We start from the raw sequence: 19,563 nt of genomic DNA, 5'->3' as shown, positions 1-19,563 counted from the left end.
CAACAAATAAACACGCTATTGAGATATCAAACAACACGCGCACTCGGACTTCCAAGCCGTTAAGCTCTTCGCTCCGGGGCAACCTCTATAACTTACGAGGTGCGGCGCTCCGTGTCAACTCGATGCGGTGTGATCCGCGCCTCACTGAACTTCGGAGGGACCTGCATACCTGCTCAGTACGGTTTTCTCGGTTCAACCTCTCGGCCGTTCCTCGTTCCCGTTCTGCTGGGCACGAGGAAGAACATTACGCAGATCCCCGGGGAGCGTCAAGCCAGAACGACCCTTTCAGCGGTGTCCTGCGCCACACTCGCCTGTCATGGAGCAAACGTGCAGGTCACCGTACCGATCTGAGGTGGAGTCCGGCCAGATCGTGCCTACGTGCGGCGTCGACGGACTCCGCGGCCCCTCTCGGAGCAACTTCAGATGTGAGGCACGACCCCTCGGTGCAGCGCCACGATCCCCCCGGTCAGATTCCGGAACTGCGCTCTCCCCAGCCCTGCGTCCATGAACCACGCGCGCAGTGACTCCTGGTCCGGCCACTCGAGGATGGACTCGGCAAGGTAGTCGTACGCGTCCGCGCTCGTGGCGACGCGTCGCGCGAGCGCCGGCACAGCGCGCAACAGGTACTTCTCGTACACCGTGCGGACGATGCGGGAGCTCGGCGTCGAGAACTCGCACACCACGACACGGCCGCCCGGCTTCACGACTCTGGCCATCTCGGCGAGGGCGAGCTTGGGCTCATGGACGTTGCGCAGACCGAAGGAGATGACTGCGGCGTCGAAGGAGTCATCGCCGAACGGGAGGTGCTGGGCATCGGCGCCGACGAACGGGACCGGTGCCCCGCGTCGCCGCCCCTCCGCCATCATCCCCAACGAGAAGTCCGCGGCGACGACCTGGGCTCCGGTGCGCGCGATCGCCGTGGTGGACGTTCCGGTGCCCGCAGCGAGGTCGAGCACGGTGTCGCCCGCTTCGACGTCGAGCGATTCGACCATCTCCGCCCGCCACATCCGGACCTGGCCCAGGGCGGCGACATCGTTCGTGAGGTCATAGCGCTTGGCGATGCTGTCGAACATCCCTGCGACGTCATACGGCTGCTTCTCGAGATCGGCACGGCTCATGCCCTGATCTTGCCACGCCGGGCCGTTCGGCACGGACCGCTGCGAGGGACGGCGCGCTCCCCTGGCAGGATAGGAGGGCGTGCTGCCGGACCCGCCGGCGGCACCGCCCCGCATCACGAGGAGTTTGCCGATGTCCGATGCCCGTACCATCCGTGCCGACACGATCCGCGGTCTGTCGATCCCTCAGGGTCTGCTTCCCGCGGATGGTCGCTTCGGTTCCGGCCCCTCCCGCATCCGTGACGCACAGATGGAGACGCTGAGCTCTGTATCTCGCACGGTCATGGGCACCTCCCATCGCCAGGCACCGGTGAAGCAGTACGTCGCACGGATCCGCGCCGGCCTGCGGGAGCTGTTCTCCCTGCCCGACGACTACGAGGTCGTGCTCGGCAACGGGGGGTCCACGGCGTTCTGGGACGTCGCCGCCTTCGGGCTGATCGAGAAGCGCTCCCAGCACCTGGTGCTCGGCGAGTTCTCCCAGAAGTTCGCCGGCGAGGTCGCCGGGGCTCCACATCTGGGTGATCCCGAGATCATCCAGGTCGATCCCGGCGCCTGCCCGGTGCCGACGGCCCGGGAGGACGTCGACGCCTACGCCTGGCCCCACAACGAGACCTCCACCGGGGTGATGGTCCCTGTGCGACGACCGGACGGGGCACACGCTGATCAGCTCGTCCTCGTCGACGCTACCTCCGCGGCCGGTGGCGCGATGATCGACATCACCGAGACCGACGCGTACTACTTCGCGCCGCAGAAGGCCTTCGCCTCGGACGGCGGGCTGTGGCTGAGCGTCCTCTCCCCTGCCGCTATCGAGCGGGCAGAGCGACTCGCCGCGGGCACGGACCGATGGATCCCGTCGTTCCTCTCCCTCACCAGCGCCATCGACAATTCCCGCAAGGATCAGACGCTCAACACCCCTGCCGTGGCGACCTTGGTGCTGCTGGCCGAGCAGATCGAGTGGATGCTCGCCCAGGGCGGCCTCGCCTGGGCTGATGCCCGCACTCGGACCACGAGCGGGATGGTGCAGGCGTGGGCCGCTGGGCGTGGGGAGATCACGCCCTTCGTCACCGACGCCGCGGCTCGCTCGCAGGTGGTGACCACCCTGGACATCGACGAGTCGATCGATGCCACGGCCGTGACCTCTGTGCTGCGTGCCCACGGGATCGTCGACATCGAGCCCTACCGCAAGCTCGGACGCAACCAGCTCCGCATCGCGACCTTCCCCGCGGTGGAGGAGGCGGACGTGTCGGCCCTGCTCGCTGTGCTCGACCACGTGCTCGACCACAGCGCCTGATCTCTCCTTCTGGGCGGACCCGCACGACACGGCACGGGCCGTACTCCTCGTTCGAGGGGTACGGCCCGTGCTCTGTCATCGGGGCTTCTCGGTCGCCCATGCTGCGTGGGTGCCCGTTCCGCGCGGTCACTCGTTCTGCGAGCTCACTCGTTCCGCAGGGTCACTCGTTCTGGACGGTCACGTGTTCTGCAGGGTCACGTGTTCTGCAGGGTCACTAGTCCTGCACCGTCACCGGGGTGGATCGATGAGGGTGCGACGCAGCAGCTCGGTCGCGGCACGGAGAGTCTCCCGCTCCTCGAGGTCTGCGGACCCGATCCGGGCACGGAGCCAGCTGTCACGCTCGGCCCGGCCATGGAGCACCACCTGCTCCCCAGGATCCGTGAGCGTCACCAGCACCTGGCGACCATCACCCGGGTGCGTCGAGCGCACCACGAGACCGGCGTCCTCGAGCCGCCCGAGGATCCGGGTCATCACCGGAGGAGTCACATGCTCGAACTCCGCGAGCGCCCCCGGAGTCGACTCACCGGATCGATCCAGGAACGCGAGCACGGAGAACTGGGAGGCGGAGACGTCGTCCGACGCCGTGCGGGAGCGCAGGATGCGGGAGGAGACCAGCAGCACGCGGCGGAGCTCTGCCGCCAGCTCGGCGACCTCGGCCTGTCCGGCGACCTCGTCGTGCCCGGCGAGCTCGTCCGGTGCCCCGGGAGCGAGGTCGCTCGTCGGCCCGAGGCGGGTCGTGCTCCCGGGGCCGGACGCGGCAGCGCCCTCCTCCCCTGCCTGCGACTCCCCCGTCGTCACAGCAGGAGGCCTTCGATCGCACCGCGCAGGAAGTACACCACGAAGAGCGCGGCGATCACGTACATGAGCCAGTGCACCTCGCGGGCCTTGCCGCGCACGAGTCGGATCAGCACGTACATGAGGAAGCCGGCGCCCATGCCTACGGTGATCGAGTAGGCGAACGGCATGAGGATGATCGTGAGGAAGGCGGGCAGCGCGACCTCGACGTCGCTGAAGTCGATGTCCGTCACCTGGGTCATCATCAGGAATCCGACCATCACCAGTGCCGGGGTCGCGGCCTCGTAGGGCACGAGGGCGACCAGCGGCGCGAGGAAGGTGGTCAGCAGGAAGGCGACGCCGACGACGATCGAGGCCACTCCCGTGCGTGCGCCCTCGGCCACTCCCGACGTGGATTCGACGAAGCTCGTGTTCGACGAGACGCCGCCGACGCCGCCGGCGATCGCGGCGACGGAGTCCACGACGAGGATGCGCTGGGAGTGGGGCATATCGCCCTCGTCATCGACCAGCCCGGCCTCGGAGCCGACCGCGACCATGGTCCCCATGGTGTCGAAGAAGTCCGCCAGCAGCAGGGAGAAGACGATGACGAGTGCGCCGATCCCGCCTGCGGCGGTGATGCCACCGATCGGGTCGACCGTGAACAGGGTCGCGAAGTCCGGGGCCTGGATCGGGAACTCGCTGATGGCGGGGACGTTCATCGCCCAGCCACCGGGATTGCCGGGGTTCGTGCCGTCGGCCGCCGTGAAGGCACCGAGGTGGAGGAACCGTTCGAGGACGATCGACAGGACGGTGGCGCTCACGATCGCGATGAGGATCGCGCCGGGGACCTTGCGCACCCACAGCACGAACATGAGCAGGAGGCCCGCGACGAACACGAAGGTGGGCCAACCGGTGAGCGAGCCATCGTTGCCCAACTGCACCGGGGTGCCGGCAGCCGTGGTCACGAACTTGGCGTTGAACAGGCCGAGGAAGGCGATGAACAGGCCGATCCCCACGCCGATGGCGGTCTTGAGGAAGGGCGGAACGGCCATGAACACCGCTCGGCGGAAGCCCGTGAGGACGAGGACGAGGATCACCACGCCCTCGAGCACCACGAGGCCCATCGCCCCGGCCCAGGTCATCCCCGGCAGCGGCACCACCGAATAGGCGATGTAGGCATTGAGCCCGAGCCCGGTCGCCAGGGCGAGCGGGAACTTGGCCCACGCTCCCATGAAGATGCTCAGGAGCCCGGCGATCAGCGCGGTGCCGGCGGCCACGGCTGGGAGGTTGGGCTCCGCACCGCCGCCGAGGAACTGCCCGGTCGAGTCCGGGACAGTCCCGATGATCAGCGGGTTCAGCACCACGATGTAGCACATCGAGAAGAACGTGACGAGCCCTCCGCGGAGCTCACGGGAGAGGGTGGACCCTCGCTCGGAGATGTGGAAGAACCTATCGAATCCGCTACGAGGCGCTGCGACAGCGCCCGAGGACGGCGGGGAGGAAGGGGGTGAGGAGGGGTCGGCCTGCGTCATGGGAGCGATCGTATCCGGCCCCCGCCGACGCATTCACCCCTGATCCAGATCCTCAGCTGTGACGTGAGACCGGGTTCTCCGCCTCGAGGCTGCGTGAATACCGGTAGTAGTCGGCGAGCTCGAGCTGCGAGGCGGCCGACTCGTCGACCACGACGACGACATCAGGGTGCAGCTGCAGGCTGGATGCCGGCCACCGCGCGCTGATCGCACCCTCGACGAGATGCGCGACCGCTTCCGCCTTGTGCTCGCCCGAAGCGGTCAGCACGATCCTGCGGGCCTCGCGGATGGTTCCCAGCCCCTGGCTGAGCGCCCGGACCGGGACATCCGCCGCCTCCTCGAAGTAGCGGGCGTTGTCGGCGATCGTGCTCTGCGCCAGACCGACCACGCGCGTGCGCGAGCCCAGCGAGCTGCTCGGCTCGTTGAAGGCGATGTGTCCGTTGGATCCGATGCCGAGGATCTGCAGGTCCACTCCCCCGGCCGCGACGATACGGGCGTCATAGGCGGCGGCCTCCGCGACCGGATCAGCGGCGTCGCCCGCGGGCGAGACCACGGCCGCATCGTCGATGTCGATATGCGCCGTGAAGTTGTCGCGGATGAAGTGGTGGTAGCTCTGCTCGTGGCCGGCAGGAAGGCCCACGTACTCGTCGAGCAGAAATGCCTGCGCGGTGGCGAAGGAGAGCCCTTCCTCTCGATGGCGCCGGATCAGCTCCGTGTACGCCGGGACGGGAGAGGACCCCGTGGCCAGACCGAGAACGGCGCCGGTGTCCCCGGCGTCCCGCAGGGTCTTCTCGAAGACGTCGGCGACGACGCGTGCGCCCTCGGCGGCGTCGGTGACGATATGGATCTCCATGGAGTGCTTCCCTTCCGGCCGCGCGTGCCCTACCCCCGACACCCTGCTGACCGTTTGTGCTCATTCATTACCGGTTACGAGCTTACTCGGGCATCGCCATGGTGGACGACCCGCGCCGACGATGTGAGCAGTCCCCGCATGCACGGAGGCACCGTCACGCATAACGTGACGGTGCCTCCGTGACTCCGGGGCCGCGGGATGCGGACGCTCAGGCGTCCGATCCCGGCCGGATCACTTCTTCTTGCCGGAGTTCGCGGCGTACTCGAAGGCCGCGCGCGGCGTCGAGGACTGCGGGATGCCGATGATGTCGCGACGGGAGATCAGGTTGGTCGCCCAACCGGCGATGACCGCTGCCTTACGACCCAGGGTCGGCATGGCGTACACGTGGTAGGCGCGGGCCATGGCCCAGGCGGGGAGGCCGCGGATGTCGAGCTCCTTGTCGGCCACGTTGAGGCGGCCGACGCCCTTGTACATGCCCAGGGTCGCCATGACGCCGAGGTTCTTGTGGTAGTAGTCCACCATCGGGCGACCCTGCACGGAGCGCGCGATGTTGTCCGCCACGCGCTTGCCCTGACGTACGGCGTGCTGGGCGTTGGGCGGGCAGAACTTGCCCTCGCCGGAGGCGAGGTCGGGAACCGCGGCGCAGTCACCGGCGGCGAAGACGTTGTCCAGCGGGCCCTCGGCGCCGTTGACGCGGAGGTCTGCCAGTGCCTCGAGCTTGCCCATCATGGGGCCGCGCTCGGTGATGACCGGCAGGTCGGAGACGTCCGCGTCGGACAGGACCGGGTTGGGCTTCACGCCGGCGTTCCAGACCAGCAGTCCGGTCTCGAACTCGTCGCCGTCGCTGGTCTTGATCAGGCCGTCCTCGGCCGAGTTGAGGAAGGTCTCGAGCTTGACCTCGACGCCGCGCTCGCGCAGCTGGTTCAGCACGTAGGCGCGCTGGTCCTCGGTGAGCTCGGGGAACACGAAGGGGGCCGCGTCGATGAGCACGAAGCGGATGTCCGAGGCGTGCAGGTCGGGGTAGTAGCGCAGGGCGTCGCGGACCATGTCCTCGGTCTCGCTGACGGCTTCGCCGCCGGCGAAGCCGCCGCCGATGAAGGTGAAGGTGAGCAGACGCTTGCGGATCTTCGGGTCCTTGGTGGACGCCGCCTCGGCGAGGTTGGCGAGGATGCGGTCGCGCACGGCCACGGCCTCCTCGACCTGCTTGAAGCCGATGGCGTTCTCCGCGAGGCCCGGGATGGGCAGGAGGCGGGGAACGGCGCCGAGGCCGACGACCAGGTAGTCGTAGGAGATCTCGAGCTGCACGTCCTCCTCGGTGTTCACCACGACGGTGTTCTCCGAGCTGCGGATCTGCGTGACGGAGCCGGTGACGACCTTGCTCCCGGGGAGGATCTTGCGCAGGGGCGCGAGGACGTTGCGGGGATCGATGCTGCCGGCGCCGACCTCGGGGAGGAAGGGCGCGTAGGTCATGTACGGGCGCGGGTCCACGACCGTGATCGCGACCTCGGTGCCGAGCGTCTTGCGCAGATCGCTCGCAGTGGTCAGGCCGACGGAACCGCCGCCGAGGATCAGGACATGGGGCTTGCCGCCGAAAGTGGTGTTCATGACCCCTAGCCTAGAACCGCGGAGCACTTCGCACAAAACGATTCAGGTCGTGGACGTCCTGACGGGCCCCGTGGGCCGTCGGGCCCCGGACCACGCGGTCCGTGTCGATCAGTCCGTGCGGTCCAGCAGGTCCAGGGCCAGACCGTCGAGGATGTCGTGCTCGCTGGTCCTGGTCTCGGTGATCCCGGAGACCGCGGAGACCCTTTCGATGATCCGAGACCAGATCAGAGCCCCTGCACCGATCACATCGATGCGCCCGGGATGGATGATCCGGTGGGTGGCCCGCTGCTGACGGGTCTGCATGAGGAGCTCGAGACAGAGGGCCCGGACGTCATCCGCCGCCAGGGTTGCCCCGTGGGTGACATCGGGCAGGTACTCCTGGAGCCCCTGCGCGACCGCTGTGACAGTGGTCACTGTGCCGGCGACGCCGACCAGGGATCGAGCTCGTTCGAACGGCACGACGGACTCGGCCTCGTCCAGCAGGGCGTCGATGTCCGCGCTCGCGGCGGCGATCTGCTCCGCAGTGGGGGGATCCGTGGTCAGGTGGCGCTCGGTGAGCCGCACCGACCCCATGTCCATGCTGATGCGGTGCGTCGGAGTGGTGGTCCCGAGCACGAGCTCGGTGGAGCCCCCGCCGATGTCCACCACGAGGCGGGGGCCCTCGGGCAGCCCGGCGACGGTGCTGACCGCGCCCCGGAAGGAGAGCGCCGCCTCCTCCTCGCCGCTGATCACCTCGGGGGTGACCCCGAGAATCTCGCGGATCCCCTCGATGAACTCGTCACGGTTCGCGGCGTCCCGGGTCGCCGAGGTCGCGACGAACCGTACGGCCTCGGGCGCTACGCCATGCGTCTCGATGAGCTCGCGGTACTGGCGCGCCGCCTCCAGCGTGCGCTCGATCGCGACCGGGTCGAAGCGTCCCGTGCGGTCCACGCCGAGCCCGAGACGGACCATCTCGAGCCGACGCTCGAGGTCCGTGGGCCGGGCGCCCTCCGCGTCCCGGCGTGCGATGAGGAGACGGATGGAGTTGGTGCCGCAGTCGATCGCGGCGACGGGGGCGCTCATGCCTCCTCCCCTGTTGCGTCCGATGCTGCGTCGGGTGTCGCGTCGACGCTCTCGCAGCGGCACACGAGCTCGGGGAGCACGCCGTCGATGGTCGCCAGGACCTCGTCGGCGACGGGGTTGATGCCCTCGCCCTCGGCGAGGGCCTGCCCGGCCAGCGCATGGAGGCACTTCACGCGCGTGGGCATGCCGCCGGCGCTGACATGACGGACCTCCGCGGCGTCCCCGAGCTCCTCACGACGGGCGAGGTACCGCTCGTGGGCGCGACGATAGCCGCCCGCGAGCTCGTCATCGGTCTCCAGGCGCCGGGTCAGATCGGCCATCGTGCCGGTCGCCTCGATGCGCGAGATGTCCAGCGTGAGCCACGGGAGGGTGAGATAGAGGGAGGTGGGGAACGGGGTCCCATCCTCGAGCCTCGGTGCGGTGCGCACCACGGCCGGGCGGCCGCAGCCGCAGCGCCGTGCGATCGACACCACGCCGCGCATGTCGCGACCGAGCTGCTCCCGCATCACCTCGAGATCGTCGGGTGTCGTCGGGGACTCGAAGGGAAGGGGCGGAAGTGCGCTCACTGCGGGGGATCCTGATCGTCGGTGTCGTCGGCGGGTGCTTGGTCGGGGACGTCCTCGTCGGTGGAGCCGGTCTCGTCGGGGATGTCCTCGGGGGTCAGACGGCTCGAGCCCTCCACGCTCTTCCAGAGGGTCGAGAACCACTCGCCCTCCTTCGCGTGCTCTGCGGCGCGCTCCGCCTCGGTGAGCGGGACGTCCTGGCCGGAGGTGTCGGTGAGCCGGTACTGGGTCTCCCCCGGCATCGCGAAGAGCAGTCGCTCCCGGGCGCGAGCGGAGACGTAGGCGGGATCCTCCCAGCGGGCGACCTGCTCGCGGAGCGTCTCCACGTCGGACTCCTGGGTGTTCACCTGGGCCTGGAGCTCGGAGAGCTGCTGGCGCTGGGCGACATACGAGTTGACCGTCGGCACCAGGGCCGCCAGGGCGATCACCACGAGAGCGACCAGTGCCAGGGTGCGGCGGGTGATGGTCACGCCGGGGCCGTCCTCCTGGGGACCGCGCGACGCGGTGCTGCGGGGGCGTGATGCCGCCGCCGGGCCGCGGCTGCGCGAGGACGCGCTCTTGGCCGTTCCCCGCCCGGTGGTCGACGTCGGTCGCGCGGCCGGCCGCGCACCGGGCCGACGACCCCCGGATGCAGCGACCGGGCGCCTCGCTGATCGCGGGGCACCCGGTCGTCTGTTGCTCATGACCAGAGGTTACAACCTCCGGCTGAGGACTTCAGGCAGAGAAACGCGGGGACCGAGGGAATGCTGAGGCTCCGGCGTAACGTGCCGCATCCCCCAGCTCCTCCTCGATGCGCAGCAGCTGGTTGTACTTCGCCACGCGCTCGCCTCGGGCAGGAGCGCCCGACTTGATCTGACCGCAGTTGGTGGCCACGGCGAGGTCCGCGATCGTGGTGTCCTCGGTCTCACCGGAACGGTGCGACATCATGGCCTTGAAGCCCGCACGGTGTGCGAGATCCACGGCGTCGAGGGTCTCCGACAGCGAGCCGATCTGGTTCACCTTCACCAGCAGAGCGTTCGCGGAGCCCTCGGTGATCCCGCGGCCGAGGCGCTCGGGGTTGGTGACGAACAGGTCGTCGCCGACGAGCTGGGTCTTGGCGCCGACACGCTCGGTCATGGCCTTCCAGCCCTCCCAGTCGTCCTCGTCCAGCGGGTCCTCGATGGAGACCAGCGGGTAGGAGTCGACGAGATCGGCGTAGTAGTCGATCATCTGGGCGGACGTCTTCTTCTCGCCCTCGAAGAGGTACGAACCGTCCTCGAAGAACTCGGAGGCGGCGACATCCAGGGCCAGGGCCACGTCCTTGCCGGCTTCGAAGCCCGCCCTGCCGATCGCCTCGACGATCAGGTCGAGGGCAGCGCGGTTGGAGTCGAGGTTCGGGGCGAAGCCGCCCTCGTCACCGAGACCGGTGGCCAGGCTGCGCTCCTTGAGCACGGACTTCAGGGCGTGGTAGACCTCGGCGCCGACGCGCATGGCCTCGCTGAAGGTCTCCGCACCGATCGGCGCGATCATGAACTCCTGGATGTCGACGTTGGAGTCCGCGTGGGATCCGCCGTTGAGGATGTTCATCATCGGGACCGGCAGGATGTGGGCGTTGGGCCCACCGACGTACTGGTAGAGCGGCACACCGGCGGAGTCCGCGGCGGCGCGGGCCACGGCCAGCGAGACGCCGAGGATGGCGTTCGCGCCGAGGGCGCCCTTGTTGGTGGTGCCATCGAGATCGAGCATGACCTGGTCGATCGCACGCTGCTCCTGGACGTCCATGCCCAGGATCTTGGGCTGGATGTCGGTGATGACCGCGGAGACGGCCTCCTCGACACCCTTTCCGAGGTAACGGGCCTTGTCGCCATCGCGGCGCTCGACGGCCTCGAAGGCGCCGGTGGAGGCACCGGAGGGGACTGCGGCGCGGGCGACGATCCCGTCGTCGAGGAGGATCTCCACCTCGACGGTGGGGTTGCCTCGGGAATCGAGGATCTCGCGGGCGTGAACGGCATCGATCAGAGCTGCCATGGGCTGTTCCTTCCATCAGGAGAAGAGCGGTCACGGCCGGTCGGCGCTGACCGTCCGCGGGCCAGTCTAGGCCGTCCGGCCGTCCGGGCCCGCCATGGTGCCGTCTGATGGCCTGTCGCCGGGGGTCTGTAGAGCTCCATCTCGCGGGGCGGAACCGTCTGTCTCGAGGGCCGCCGAGCGCGTCCGGGCCAGGAGGGCGCGCAGGGCGGACTCGGGATCGATGTCCTCGGACTCGGCGCGCACCNGCTGGGCGGGGGGCGCGGCGCCCGCCTCGTCGGCGGCGGCGAGCAGCTCCTCGAGCCGACCGTCGGAGCGCGCGCGATGCACGACCTTCGCGGCGGTCTGCAGCGCCGGAAGACGCTCCGGGATGCCGTCGAACCAGACCGCCGACGACGGCGTGTCGCCGGCCCCTCGCGCCTGCCGCTCGGCGGCTTTGACGGCGTGCCATTGGGCGATGATCTGCTCGATGTCCTCCGGATCCTCGAGCGCCTCGTCGCGGCGGTCGCCGAAGATGTGGGGATTCCGGCGTTCCATCTTGGCGATGAACGACCTGGCCACGTCGTCGACGTCCCAGGCCGGCTCCGCCTCCTGCCCGACCCGGGCGTGGAACAGGATCTGGAAGAGGAGGTCCCCGAGCTCGTCGCGCAGCGCGCCGGGTCCATGGGCCTGCGGATCGTCGATCACCTCGAGGACCTCGTAGGTCTCCTCCAGGAGGTAGCGGGCCAGCGAGGCGTGGGTCTGCTGATGGGACCAGGCGTCCCCGTCCGCCGCCCGGAGCGCCTCCATCACCTCGACCGCCCGGAGCAGGGCGCTGCCGCGCGCCGCCTCACCGGGAGTCGGCTCGGTGGCCTGCGAGGGCTGGCCCGTCTGCGAGGGCTGGACGGGCGGCTGCGGGGGCTGGGCCGGTTGCGGGGACTGGCATGGCTGTGAGGACGGGACCGGCGGCTTCGAAGCGTTCACAGCTGCGAGGCTACGTCGCCGAGCCCTGGATCGTGGGCGCGGTCATGGACTCCGCCGCCCCCGGGACCAGGGTGCGCAGCACCTCGCGGGCCCAGTCCAGCAGCTCGTGATCGCGCAGCTCGGTGCCCCCGAAGCGCGAGGTCATCGGTCGCGGAACGAGCACCTGGCGGGTGGTGGGCTTGAGCATCGTGCCCGGGTAGAGACGCTTCATGCGCATCGCCGCGGAGTCCGGCACCTCGAGATGCGCGAAGCGGATCATCTTGCCCTGGGCCTGCACCTCGTCGATGCCGGCGGCACGGGCGTCGATCCGGAACCGCGCCACGTCGAGCAGCACCTCGACCGGCTGCGGCGGCGCGCCGTAGCGGTCCGTGAGCTCGGAGCGGATCTGGTCGATCTCGGAGACCTCGCGCACGGCCGACAGCTTCGAGTAGGCCTCCAGGCGGAGACGCTCGGAGCCGATGTAGTCGTGCGGGACATGGGCGTCCAGCGGGAGCTCGACGCGGATCTCCTTCTCGGGGGCCGTGGACTCCCCGCGGAAGGCCGAGACCGCCTCCCCCACCATGCGCACATAGAGGTCGAAGCCGACCCCGGCGATATGGCCGGACTGCTCGCCGCCCAGCAGGTTGCCGGCACCGCGGATCTCCAGATCCTTCATCGCCACCTTCATGCCGGCGCCGAGATCGGTGTTCGTGGCCAGCGTCGTGAGGCGGTCGTGCGCGAGCTCGGTGAGCGGCTTGGTCGCGTTGTACAGGAAATAGGCATAGGCGCGCTCGCTCGACCGGCCCACGCGACCGCGCAGCTGATGCAGCTGGGAGAGCCCGAACTTGTCGGCGTTCTCCACGATCAGGGTGTTCGCGTTGGCGATGTCCAGGCCGGTCTCGACGATGGTGGTGCACACCAGCACGTCGAAGTCGCGCTCCCAGAAGTCGACGATGACCCGTTCGAGCTGGGCCTCGTTCATCTTGCCGTGCGCGACCTGCACCCGGGCGTCGGGGACGAGCTCGCGCAGGTGCGCGGCGACCCGGTCGATGTCCTCGACCCGGTTGTGGATGTAGAACACCTGCCCCTCACGCAGCAGCTCGCGCCGGATGGCGGCCGTGATCTGCTTGTCCTCCTGGGCGCCGACATAGGTGAGCACCGGGTGGCGCTCCTCCGGTGGGGTCGCGAGGATCGACATCTCGCGGATCCCCGTCACCGCCATCTCCAGGGTGCGCGGGATGGGGGTGGCGGACATCGCCAGCACGTCCACGTCGGTGCGCAGCGCTTTGAGCGTCTCCTTGTGCTCGACGCCGAAGCGCTGCTCCTCATCGACGATCAGCAGTCCCAGGTCCTTGAACCGCACCTGCCCGGTGAGCAGGCGATGGGTGCCGATGACGATGTCGACGCTGCCGTCGGCGACGCCCTCGATGGTGGCCTTGGAGTCGGCGGGATTCTGGAACCGGGAGAGCCCGCGCACCGTGACCGGGAAGCCGGTGTAGCGCTCGGTGAAGGTGTCCAGGTGCTGCTGGGCGAGCAGGGTCGTCGGCGCGAGCACGGCGACCTGCTTGCCGTCCTGGACCGCCTTGAACGCGGCGCGCACCGCGATCTCCGTCTTCCCGTAGCCGACGTCGCCGAGGATCAGGCGGTCCATCGGGACGGTCTTCTCCATGTCGGACTTCACGTCGTCGATGGTCACGAGCTGGTCCGGGGTCTCCACGAACTCGAAGGCGTCCTCGAGCTCACGCTGCCAGGGTGTGTCCTGGGCGAACGCATGGCCGGGGGCGGACTGGCGGGCTGAATAGAGCCGAACCAGCTCGTCGGCGATCTCGCGGATCGCCCTGCGCGCCTTGGACTTCGTCTTGGCCCAGTCCGAGCCGCCCATGCGGTTGACGCTGGGATCCTCGCCGCCGACGTACTTGGTGACCTGGTCCAGCTGGTCGCTGGGCACGTACAGCCGGTCGCCGGGCTGGCCCTTCTTGGAGGCCGCGTACTCGATGACCAGATACTCGCGGGTGGTGCGCTTGGCACCGACGCCGACGGCGCGGCTGGTCATCTCCATGAAGCGACCCACGCCGTGGTGGGCGTGGACGACGTGGTCGCCGGGGCGCAGCTGCAGCGGGTCGACGACGTTGCGTCGGCGCGAGGGCATCTTGCGCTCCTCGCCCCGCCGTGCGCCGGACTTCCCGGTGAGATCGCGCTCCGAGGCGAGGACCAGCTTGAGGTCCTCGACCACGAGGCCCTCGGGGAACGGTCCGACGGTGACCACGGCCTGGCCGGGATCCACGGGCCCCTCGAGGTCCGGGGCGAAGACCGCCGGCATGCCCTCTGCGCGAAGGTTCTCGGTGACGTGGCGGGCGCCGCCGGGGCCGACCATCGTCGCCACGACGCTCCAGCCGTCTTGACGGCGCCGCTCGAGGTCCTTCGCCGCGTCGCCCGGCTTCCCGGAGTAGCCCGGGTGGGTGTGCGCACCGCGCGTGAGGTCGACATCGGCGTCCAGCCCGAAGGACGCCAGGGTGAACCAGGGCCGCCCGCCCTCACGGGCATGTCCCTTGGCCTCTCCCAGCGGGACGAAGCTCGCCGCCCCGACGTCGATGGGCAGGCCCCCTCCGGCGGCCGCGCTGGACCAGGCCGCAGCCAGGAACTCGTCGGTCGTGGCGACGAGCTCCTCCGCACGGGCGCGGGTCCGCTCGGGATCCAGGATCAGCAGGCGGGATCCGCTCGGGAGGACGTCGGCGACCTGCTCCATCCCATCGACGAGGACCGGGCTGAGCGACTCCATCCCGTCCGCGGCGATGCCGTCGGCGATCCGCAGCAGCAGATCCCGCACGCCGGGAAGCTCCTCGGCCCGGGTGCGGGCGCGCTCGCGCACCTCCGGGGTCAGGAGGATCTCCCGGCAGGGCGGGGCGTCGAGCCCGCGCGGAGCCGGATCCAGCGAGCGCTGATCGGCGACGGAGAAGTACCGCACGTCGTCGATCTCGTCGCCGAACAGGTCCACCCGGAGCGGATGCGGCTCGGTGGGCGGGAAGACGTCGAGGATGCCTCCGCGCACGGCGAAGTCGCCGCGCTTCTCGACCATGTCCACGCGGGCATAGGCGGCGTCGACGAGGTCGCGCACGAGGTCGTCCAGCGGATAGGTGTCGCCGACCGCGGCGCGCACGGGGGTGAGGTCCCCGAGGCCCGTCGCGATCGGCTGCAGCAGCGAACGGACGGGCATCAGGAGCACCCGCACCGGGTCCTCGGACTCGGGGTGCGCGAGACGCCGCAGCGTCGCCAGCCGCTTCGCGACGGTGTCGGCGCGCGGGGACAGCCGCTCATGCGGGAGCGTCTCCCAGGCGGGGAGCTCGGCGACATGGTCCGTACCGATCAGGGCGGACAGTGCGGAGCGCACGTCCTCGAGGGCACGCGTGGTGGGGTTGACCACGACGAGAGGGCTCTCGACGGTCGCCTCACGGGCGAGATCGGCGACGACGAAGGGGAAGAGCCCGGTCGCGGCGACGATGCTCCCACCCTCGCCGCTCTCCGAGCCCTCCTGCACGGCGGCGCGCACCGTCGTGAGGTCCTGCCCGCCGGCCAGCTGGTCCAGCAGCGGCCGCAGCGGGGCGCGGGTCGGGCGGAGTGCGGGGCGGTTCGTGGTCATCGTGCCTCTCGGGAGTGGAAGCGCTGCTGCGCGGTGGTGAGGCCCTCGAGGATCACGGCCTCGACGGCGTCGGCGGCATCGGAGATCAGCAGCTCGAGGGCCTTGCGCTCCGTGGAGGTGAAGGGGGCGAGCACGTGATCGGCCGTGTCCCGGCCACCAGAGGGTCGACCGACGCCCGCTCGCACGCGGAGGTAGTCCTTGGTGCCCAGAGCCTTGGTGATGTCCCGCAGCCCGTTGTGGCCGCCCTCGCCGCCGCCGAGCTTGAGCCGGACGGTGTCGAAGGGGATGTCCACCTCGTCGTGGACCGCGACGATCCGCTCCGGCGGGATGTCGTAGTAGGAGGCCAGCGCCTTCACCGGTCCCCCGGAGACGTTCATGTAGGTGGTGGTCTTGGCGAGGATGACGCGCTCATCGGAGCCGGGGATGCCGAGCCGGCCCTCGAGCACGACCGCCTGCGCGCGGCGGGCCGCGGTGAAGCGGCCCCCGGTGGCGTCGGCGATGTGGTCGAGCACCATGTGCCCGATGTTGTGACGGGTGGCGGCGTACTTCGGGCCGGGGTTGCCGAGACCCACGACCAGGTACGGCCCGGGTCGACGTTCGCTCACGGTCATGGACTGCTCCTCGCTGCAGCGTCGACGCCGTTCCCGGGACCTGCGCCCGGGGCGGCCTGGTGTCGGCCGGCGCGACCCACCGCGCGCACTTCATGGCCTCGAACACCGTACCGGGGCGCCGCGCAGTGCGCGACGCCCCGGGGCGATGTGTGTGAGGAATCGAGCGGACCGGCCGGGTGCAGGGTGCGTCCCTGCTTCCTGGAGCCCGCTCGGAGGGGTCACTCCTCGTCGGCGGAGCATTCCCCGGCCTCGGCGGCCTCGGTGGACTCCTCGTCCTCGGGCTCCTCCTGCACGCGGGGCAGCGCCACGCTGGCGACGAGGATCTCGGCGTCGGTGACCAGCTCGGTGCCCTGGGGCAGGGTCACGTCGCCGGCGAAGACCTGGAAGCCGTCCTCGGAGCCCTCGACGTCGACGTCGACCTGCTCGGGGACGTTCAGCGCGTCGACCAGGAGGGTGAGGTGCTGCAGGTCGACGAAGGCGTCGGCCGGCGCGACGGGCTCGCCGTGGAGGATCACGGGGATCTCGACCTCGACCTTCTCGCCCTTGCGGACCGTGATCAGGTCGAGGTGGTTCAGGGAGCGCTTCAGCGGGTGGCGCTGGATCTCCTTGATGAGTGCGAGGTGCTGGGTGCCGTCGGCGAGCTTCAGCTCGAGCAGGGCGTTGGGGTTACGGGCGATCAGCGCGGTCTCGTGGCCCGGGAGGGACAGGTGCAGCGGCGCCTCGCCGTGGCCGTACAGGACGGCGGGGATGCGGCCGTCGACGCGCAGGCGGCGGGCAGCGCCCTTGCCGAAGTCCTCGCGCAGTTCGACATTCAGGTTCTCAGCCATGGTGGTGCTCCTCGTGGATGCGGTTGCTCGACGATGAGCGACGCCACGGGGCACAGGAGCATCTCCTGGTCTCCGCACCGCGTCGATCACGGAGGGGCTCGCGCCCGCTCCCTCGCCGAAGTGACCCGGTGAGATTAGCACGCGAGGCCCCGGAGTCCCTCGCCGACGTGACGGCCGTCGCCGTGGGGCCCGACGGGACGGCGAAGGGCCCGCATCCGAGAGGATGCGGACCCTTCGTCACTGATCAGCGTGCGAGCGAGTCAGACCTCGCCGTCGAACAGGCTGGTGACCGAGCCGTCGTCGAACACTGCACGGATCGCGCGCGCCAGCAGCGGCGCGATCGACAGCTGGGTGAGCCGGTCGAACTGCTTCTCCGGCGGGACGGGCAGCGTGTTGGTGCACACGATCTCCCGCACCGAGCTGTTCTTCAGCCGTTCGGTGGCCGGGTCGGACAGGATCGCGTGGGTGGTGGCGATGACGACGGACTTCGCTCCGCTGGCGATGAGCGCGTCGGACGCCTGCACGATGGTGCCGGCCGTGTCGATCATGTCGTCGACCAGGACGCAGGTCTTGCCGGTGACGTCACCGATCACGCGCTTGGCCACAGCCTGGTTGGGCCGGTTGATGTCACGCGACTTGTGCACGAACGCGAGGTTCACGCCGCCCAGCCTCTTGGCCCACTGCTCCGCGACGCGGATCCGGCCCGCGTCGGGCGAGACCACGGCGATGTCCTCGTTGCCGTACTTCTCCTGGATGTACGTCGCGAGGATCGGCAGCGCCATGAGGTGGTCCAGAGGACGGTTGAAGTAGCCCTGGACCTGCGGTGCGTGGAGGTCCACCGAGATCATGCGGTCCACCCCGGCGGTCTCGTAGAGATCCGCCATCAGACGCGCCGAGATCGGCTCGCGACCACGGTGCTTCTTGTCCTGACGGGCGTACGGGAAGCTCGGGGCGATCGCCGTGATCCGCTTGGCCGACGCCCGCTTGAGGGCGTCGATCATGATCAGGTGCTCCATCACCCACGTGTTGATGGGAGCAGGGTGGGACTGCAGGACGAAGACGTCCGTGCCGCGCACCGATTCCCCGTAGCGCACATAGATCTCGCCGTTGGCGAAGTCCCAGGCGTCCATCGGCAGGATCTCGACGCCGAGCTCGTCGGCGACCTCCTGCGCGAGGACCGGGTGGGCCCTGCCGGAGGCGAGGACCAGTCGCTTCTCCCCCGTGGTGACGATTCCGCTCATCGCTGCTCGTGCTCCTTGTGCTCATCGGCAACTTCTGTGGCAGGCGCATCCGCAGCGGACCTGTCCTCGGCTCCGAGGGCGGCTCGTGCCGCCGCCTCGGCCGCGGTCCCCGCACGGCGTCGCAGGGTCCATCCTTCCATGTTCCGCTGCGCGACTGCGTTCACGGCCAGCGCCCCCGGGGGCACGTCCTTGCGCACGGTGGTGCCGGCTCCGGTGGCGGCCCCGTCACCGATGGTGATGGGCGCCACGAGAACATTGTCCGAGCCGACCCGCACATGCTTGCCGACCGTCGTGCGGTGCTTGTCCACCCCGTCGTAGTTGGCGAAGATCGTGGCGGCGCCGATGTTGGTGCCCTCGCCGATCTCCGCGTCACCGACATAGCTGAGGTGCGGCACCTTCGCGCCGAGGCCGATCTTCGCGTTCTTCGTCTCGACGAACCCGCCGATCTTGCCCTTCTCCCCGAGGTCCGTCCCGGCCCGCAGGTAGGAGAACGGGCCGACGGTCGCGTTCGCACCGATCACCGCGAGGACGGCGTGGGAACGGACCACCTCGGCGCCCTCCCCGACCTCGGTGTCGCGCAACGTGCTGTCCGGGCCGATCGTGGCCTCCGTGCCGATGTCGGTGGCCCCGTGGAGCTGCACCCCGGGGAGGATCACGGCGTCCTGGGCGATCGAGACGTCGGAGTCGATCCACGTCGTGGAGGGGTCCACGATCGTGACGCCCGAGCGCATGTGCCGCTCGAGGGTGCGGCGGTTCATCTCCGCGCCGAGCTGGGCCAGCTGGACCCGGTCGTTGACGCCCTCGACCATCATCACGTCGGCGGTGACGACCGCCCGCACCGAGCGACCGTCGGCCCGGGCGATCGAGAGGACGTCGGTGAGGTACATCTCGCCCTGCGCGTTGTCGGTGCCGATGCGGCCGAGCGCATCGCGCAGCACCGCGAGGTCGAAGGCGTAGATGCCCGAGTTGATCTCGTCGATCGCGAGCTGGTCGTCGGTGGCGTCCTTGTGCTCGACGATGCCCAGCACCTCGGATCCGTCCTCGCTGCGCAGGATGCGGCCGTACCCGGTGGGGTCGGGGACCCGGGAGGTGAGCACGGTGACCGCGGCGCGGGCGCCCTCGTGAGCGGTGACCAGCTCGCGCAGGGTGGCCGGCTCCAGCAGGGGCACGTCGCCGTAGGTCACCAGCACGGTGCCCTCGGAGGCGGAGACCTGGTCGAGGCCGCACTGCACGGCGCGGCCGGTGCCCGGCACGTCGTCCTGGTCGGCGACGGTGACCTCGGCGGCGTGCTCGGCGAGATGCGCGGCAACGCGATCGCGCTCGTGGCGCAGGACCACGACGAGCTCGGAGGGACCGGTGCCCTCCGCGGCGGTGACCGCATGCACGAGAAGCGATCGACCCCCGATCTCGTGGAGGACCTTCGGTGTACGGGACTTCATGCGCGTCCCGGCACCTGCGGCCAGGACGATGACAGCGGCGGGGGCAGGGGATTCCACGTCGGCAGCTCCT

16 protein-coding genes are annotated in these 19,563 nt (G+C 69.8%); 1 reads left to right on the top strand and 15 read right to left on the bottom strand.

Annotated features, from left to right (window positions below; all coding sequences use genetic code 11):
• Positions 1-419: 419 nt before the first annotated feature.
• Positions 420-1,118, bottom strand: a complete 699-nt coding sequence (locus ABD093_RS11265; protein ID WP_193118117.1) for a demethylmenaquinone methyltransferase — start codon at positions 1,116-1,118, stop codon at positions 420-422.
• Between the two features lie 130 nt (positions 1,119-1,248).
• Between ABD093_RS11265 and serC the strand changes: the two genes are divergently transcribed.
• Complete coding sequence (gene serC / locus ABD093_RS11260) at positions 1,249-2,406, top strand: phosphoserine transaminase (RefSeq protein WP_193118118.1); 1,158 nt, start codon at positions 1,249-1,251, stop codon at positions 2,404-2,406.
• Between the two features lie 228 nt (positions 2,407-2,634).
• On the opposite strand, the gene ABD093_RS11255 is transcribed toward serC, so the two are convergent.
• The 14 genes from ABD093_RS11255 to glmU form a co-directional block, all read right to left on the bottom strand.
• Positions 2,635-3,204, bottom strand: coding sequence for a MarR family winged helix-turn-helix transcriptional regulator (locus ABD093_RS11255; protein WP_319021609.1), 570 nt, complete (start codon positions 3,202-3,204; stop codon positions 2,635-2,637).
• A complete protein-coding gene (locus tag ABD093_RS11250) occupies positions 3,201-4,712 on the bottom strand; it encodes an NCS2 family permease (RefSeq protein WP_193118119.1) in 1,512 nt (503 codons plus the stop codon). Before ABD093_RS11250 ends, ABD093_RS11255 begins: the two co-directional genes overlap by 4 nt.
• A 52-nt stretch (positions 4,713-4,764) precedes the next feature.
• Positions 4,765-5,562, bottom strand: a complete 798-nt coding sequence (nagB, locus tag ABD093_RS11245; RefSeq protein ID WP_193118120.1) for a glucosamine-6-phosphate deaminase — start codon at positions 5,560-5,562, stop codon at positions 4,765-4,767.
• A gap of 231 nt (positions 5,563-5,793) precedes the next feature.
• Positions 5,794-7,167 (bottom strand): NAD(P)/FAD-dependent oxidoreductase, encoded by a 1,374-nt coding sequence (locus ABD093_RS11240; RefSeq protein ID WP_193118121.1) that lies wholly within the window; start codon positions 7,165-7,167, stop codon positions 5,794-5,796.
• Positions 7,168-7,275: 108 nt separating this feature from the next.
• Positions 7,276-8,229, bottom strand: a complete 954-nt coding sequence (locus ABD093_RS11235) for a Ppx/GppA phosphatase family protein (protein WP_193118122.1) — start codon at positions 8,227-8,229, stop codon at positions 7,276-7,278.
• Complete coding sequence (locus tag ABD093_RS11230; protein WP_193118123.1) at positions 8,226-8,795, bottom strand: DUF501 domain-containing protein; 570 nt, start codon at positions 8,793-8,795, stop codon at positions 8,226-8,228. Before ABD093_RS11230 ends, ABD093_RS11235 begins: the two co-directional genes overlap by 4 nt.
• Entirely contained in the window at positions 8,792-9,262 is a 471-nt protein-coding gene (locus ABD093_RS11225; RefSeq protein ID WP_319021610.1) for an FtsB family cell division protein, read from the bottom strand. Before ABD093_RS11225 ends, ABD093_RS11230 begins: the two co-directional genes overlap by 4 nt.
• Before the next feature lie 244 nt (positions 9,263-9,506).
• Positions 9,507-10,799: a phosphopyruvate hydratase gene (eno, locus tag ABD093_RS11220; protein WP_193118125.1), complete on the bottom strand. Its 1,293-nt coding sequence runs from the start codon at positions 10,797-10,799 to the stop codon at positions 9,507-9,509.
• Between the two features lie 66 nt (positions 10,800-10,865).
• Entirely contained in the window at positions 10,866-11,585 is a 720-nt protein-coding gene (locus tag ABD093_RS11215; protein ID WP_425546253.1) for a MazG nucleotide pyrophosphohydrolase domain-containing protein, read from the bottom strand.
• Between the two features lie 184 nt (positions 11,586-11,769).
• Positions 11,770-15,375 (bottom strand): transcription-repair coupling factor, encoded by a 3,606-nt coding sequence (gene mfd / locus ABD093_RS11210; RefSeq protein WP_343924520.1) that lies wholly within the window; start codon positions 15,373-15,375, stop codon positions 11,770-11,772.
• Positions 15,372-15,986: an aminoacyl-tRNA hydrolase gene (pth, locus tag ABD093_RS11205; protein ID WP_193118127.1), complete on the bottom strand. Its 615-nt coding sequence runs from the start codon at positions 15,984-15,986 to the stop codon at positions 15,372-15,374. Before pth ends, mfd begins: the two co-directional genes overlap by 4 nt.
• Before the next feature lie 218 nt (positions 15,987-16,204).
• Entirely contained in the window at positions 16,205-16,813 is a 609-nt protein-coding gene (locus ABD093_RS11200) for a 50S ribosomal protein L25/general stress protein Ctc (protein ID WP_343924518.1), read from the bottom strand.
• A 260-nt stretch (positions 16,814-17,073) separates the two neighbouring features.
• Positions 17,074-18,054 carry a ribose-phosphate diphosphokinase gene (locus ABD093_RS11195; protein WP_193118129.1) on the bottom strand — a complete coding sequence of 327 codons (981 nt, stop codon included), beginning with the start codon at positions 18,052-18,054 and terminating at the stop codon, positions 17,074-17,076.
• Positions 18,051-19,550 carry a bifunctional UDP-N-acetylglucosamine diphosphorylase/glucosamine-1-phosphate N-acetyltransferase GlmU gene (glmU, locus tag ABD093_RS11190; RefSeq protein ID WP_193118130.1) on the bottom strand — a complete coding sequence of 500 codons (1,500 nt, stop codon included), beginning with the start codon at positions 19,548-19,550 and terminating at the stop codon, positions 18,051-18,053. The genes ABD093_RS11195 and glmU overlap by 4 nt, the downstream gene beginning before the upstream one ends.
• Between the last annotated feature and the right edge of the window lie 13 nt (positions 19,551-19,563).

Source organism: Brachybacterium tyrofermentans (assembly GCF_039526165.1).
Lineage (GTDB): Bacteria > Actinomycetota > Actinomycetes > Actinomycetales > Dermabacteraceae > Brachybacterium > Brachybacterium tyrofermentans.
This window is presented reverse-complemented; position numbering and strand designations above follow the sequence as displayed.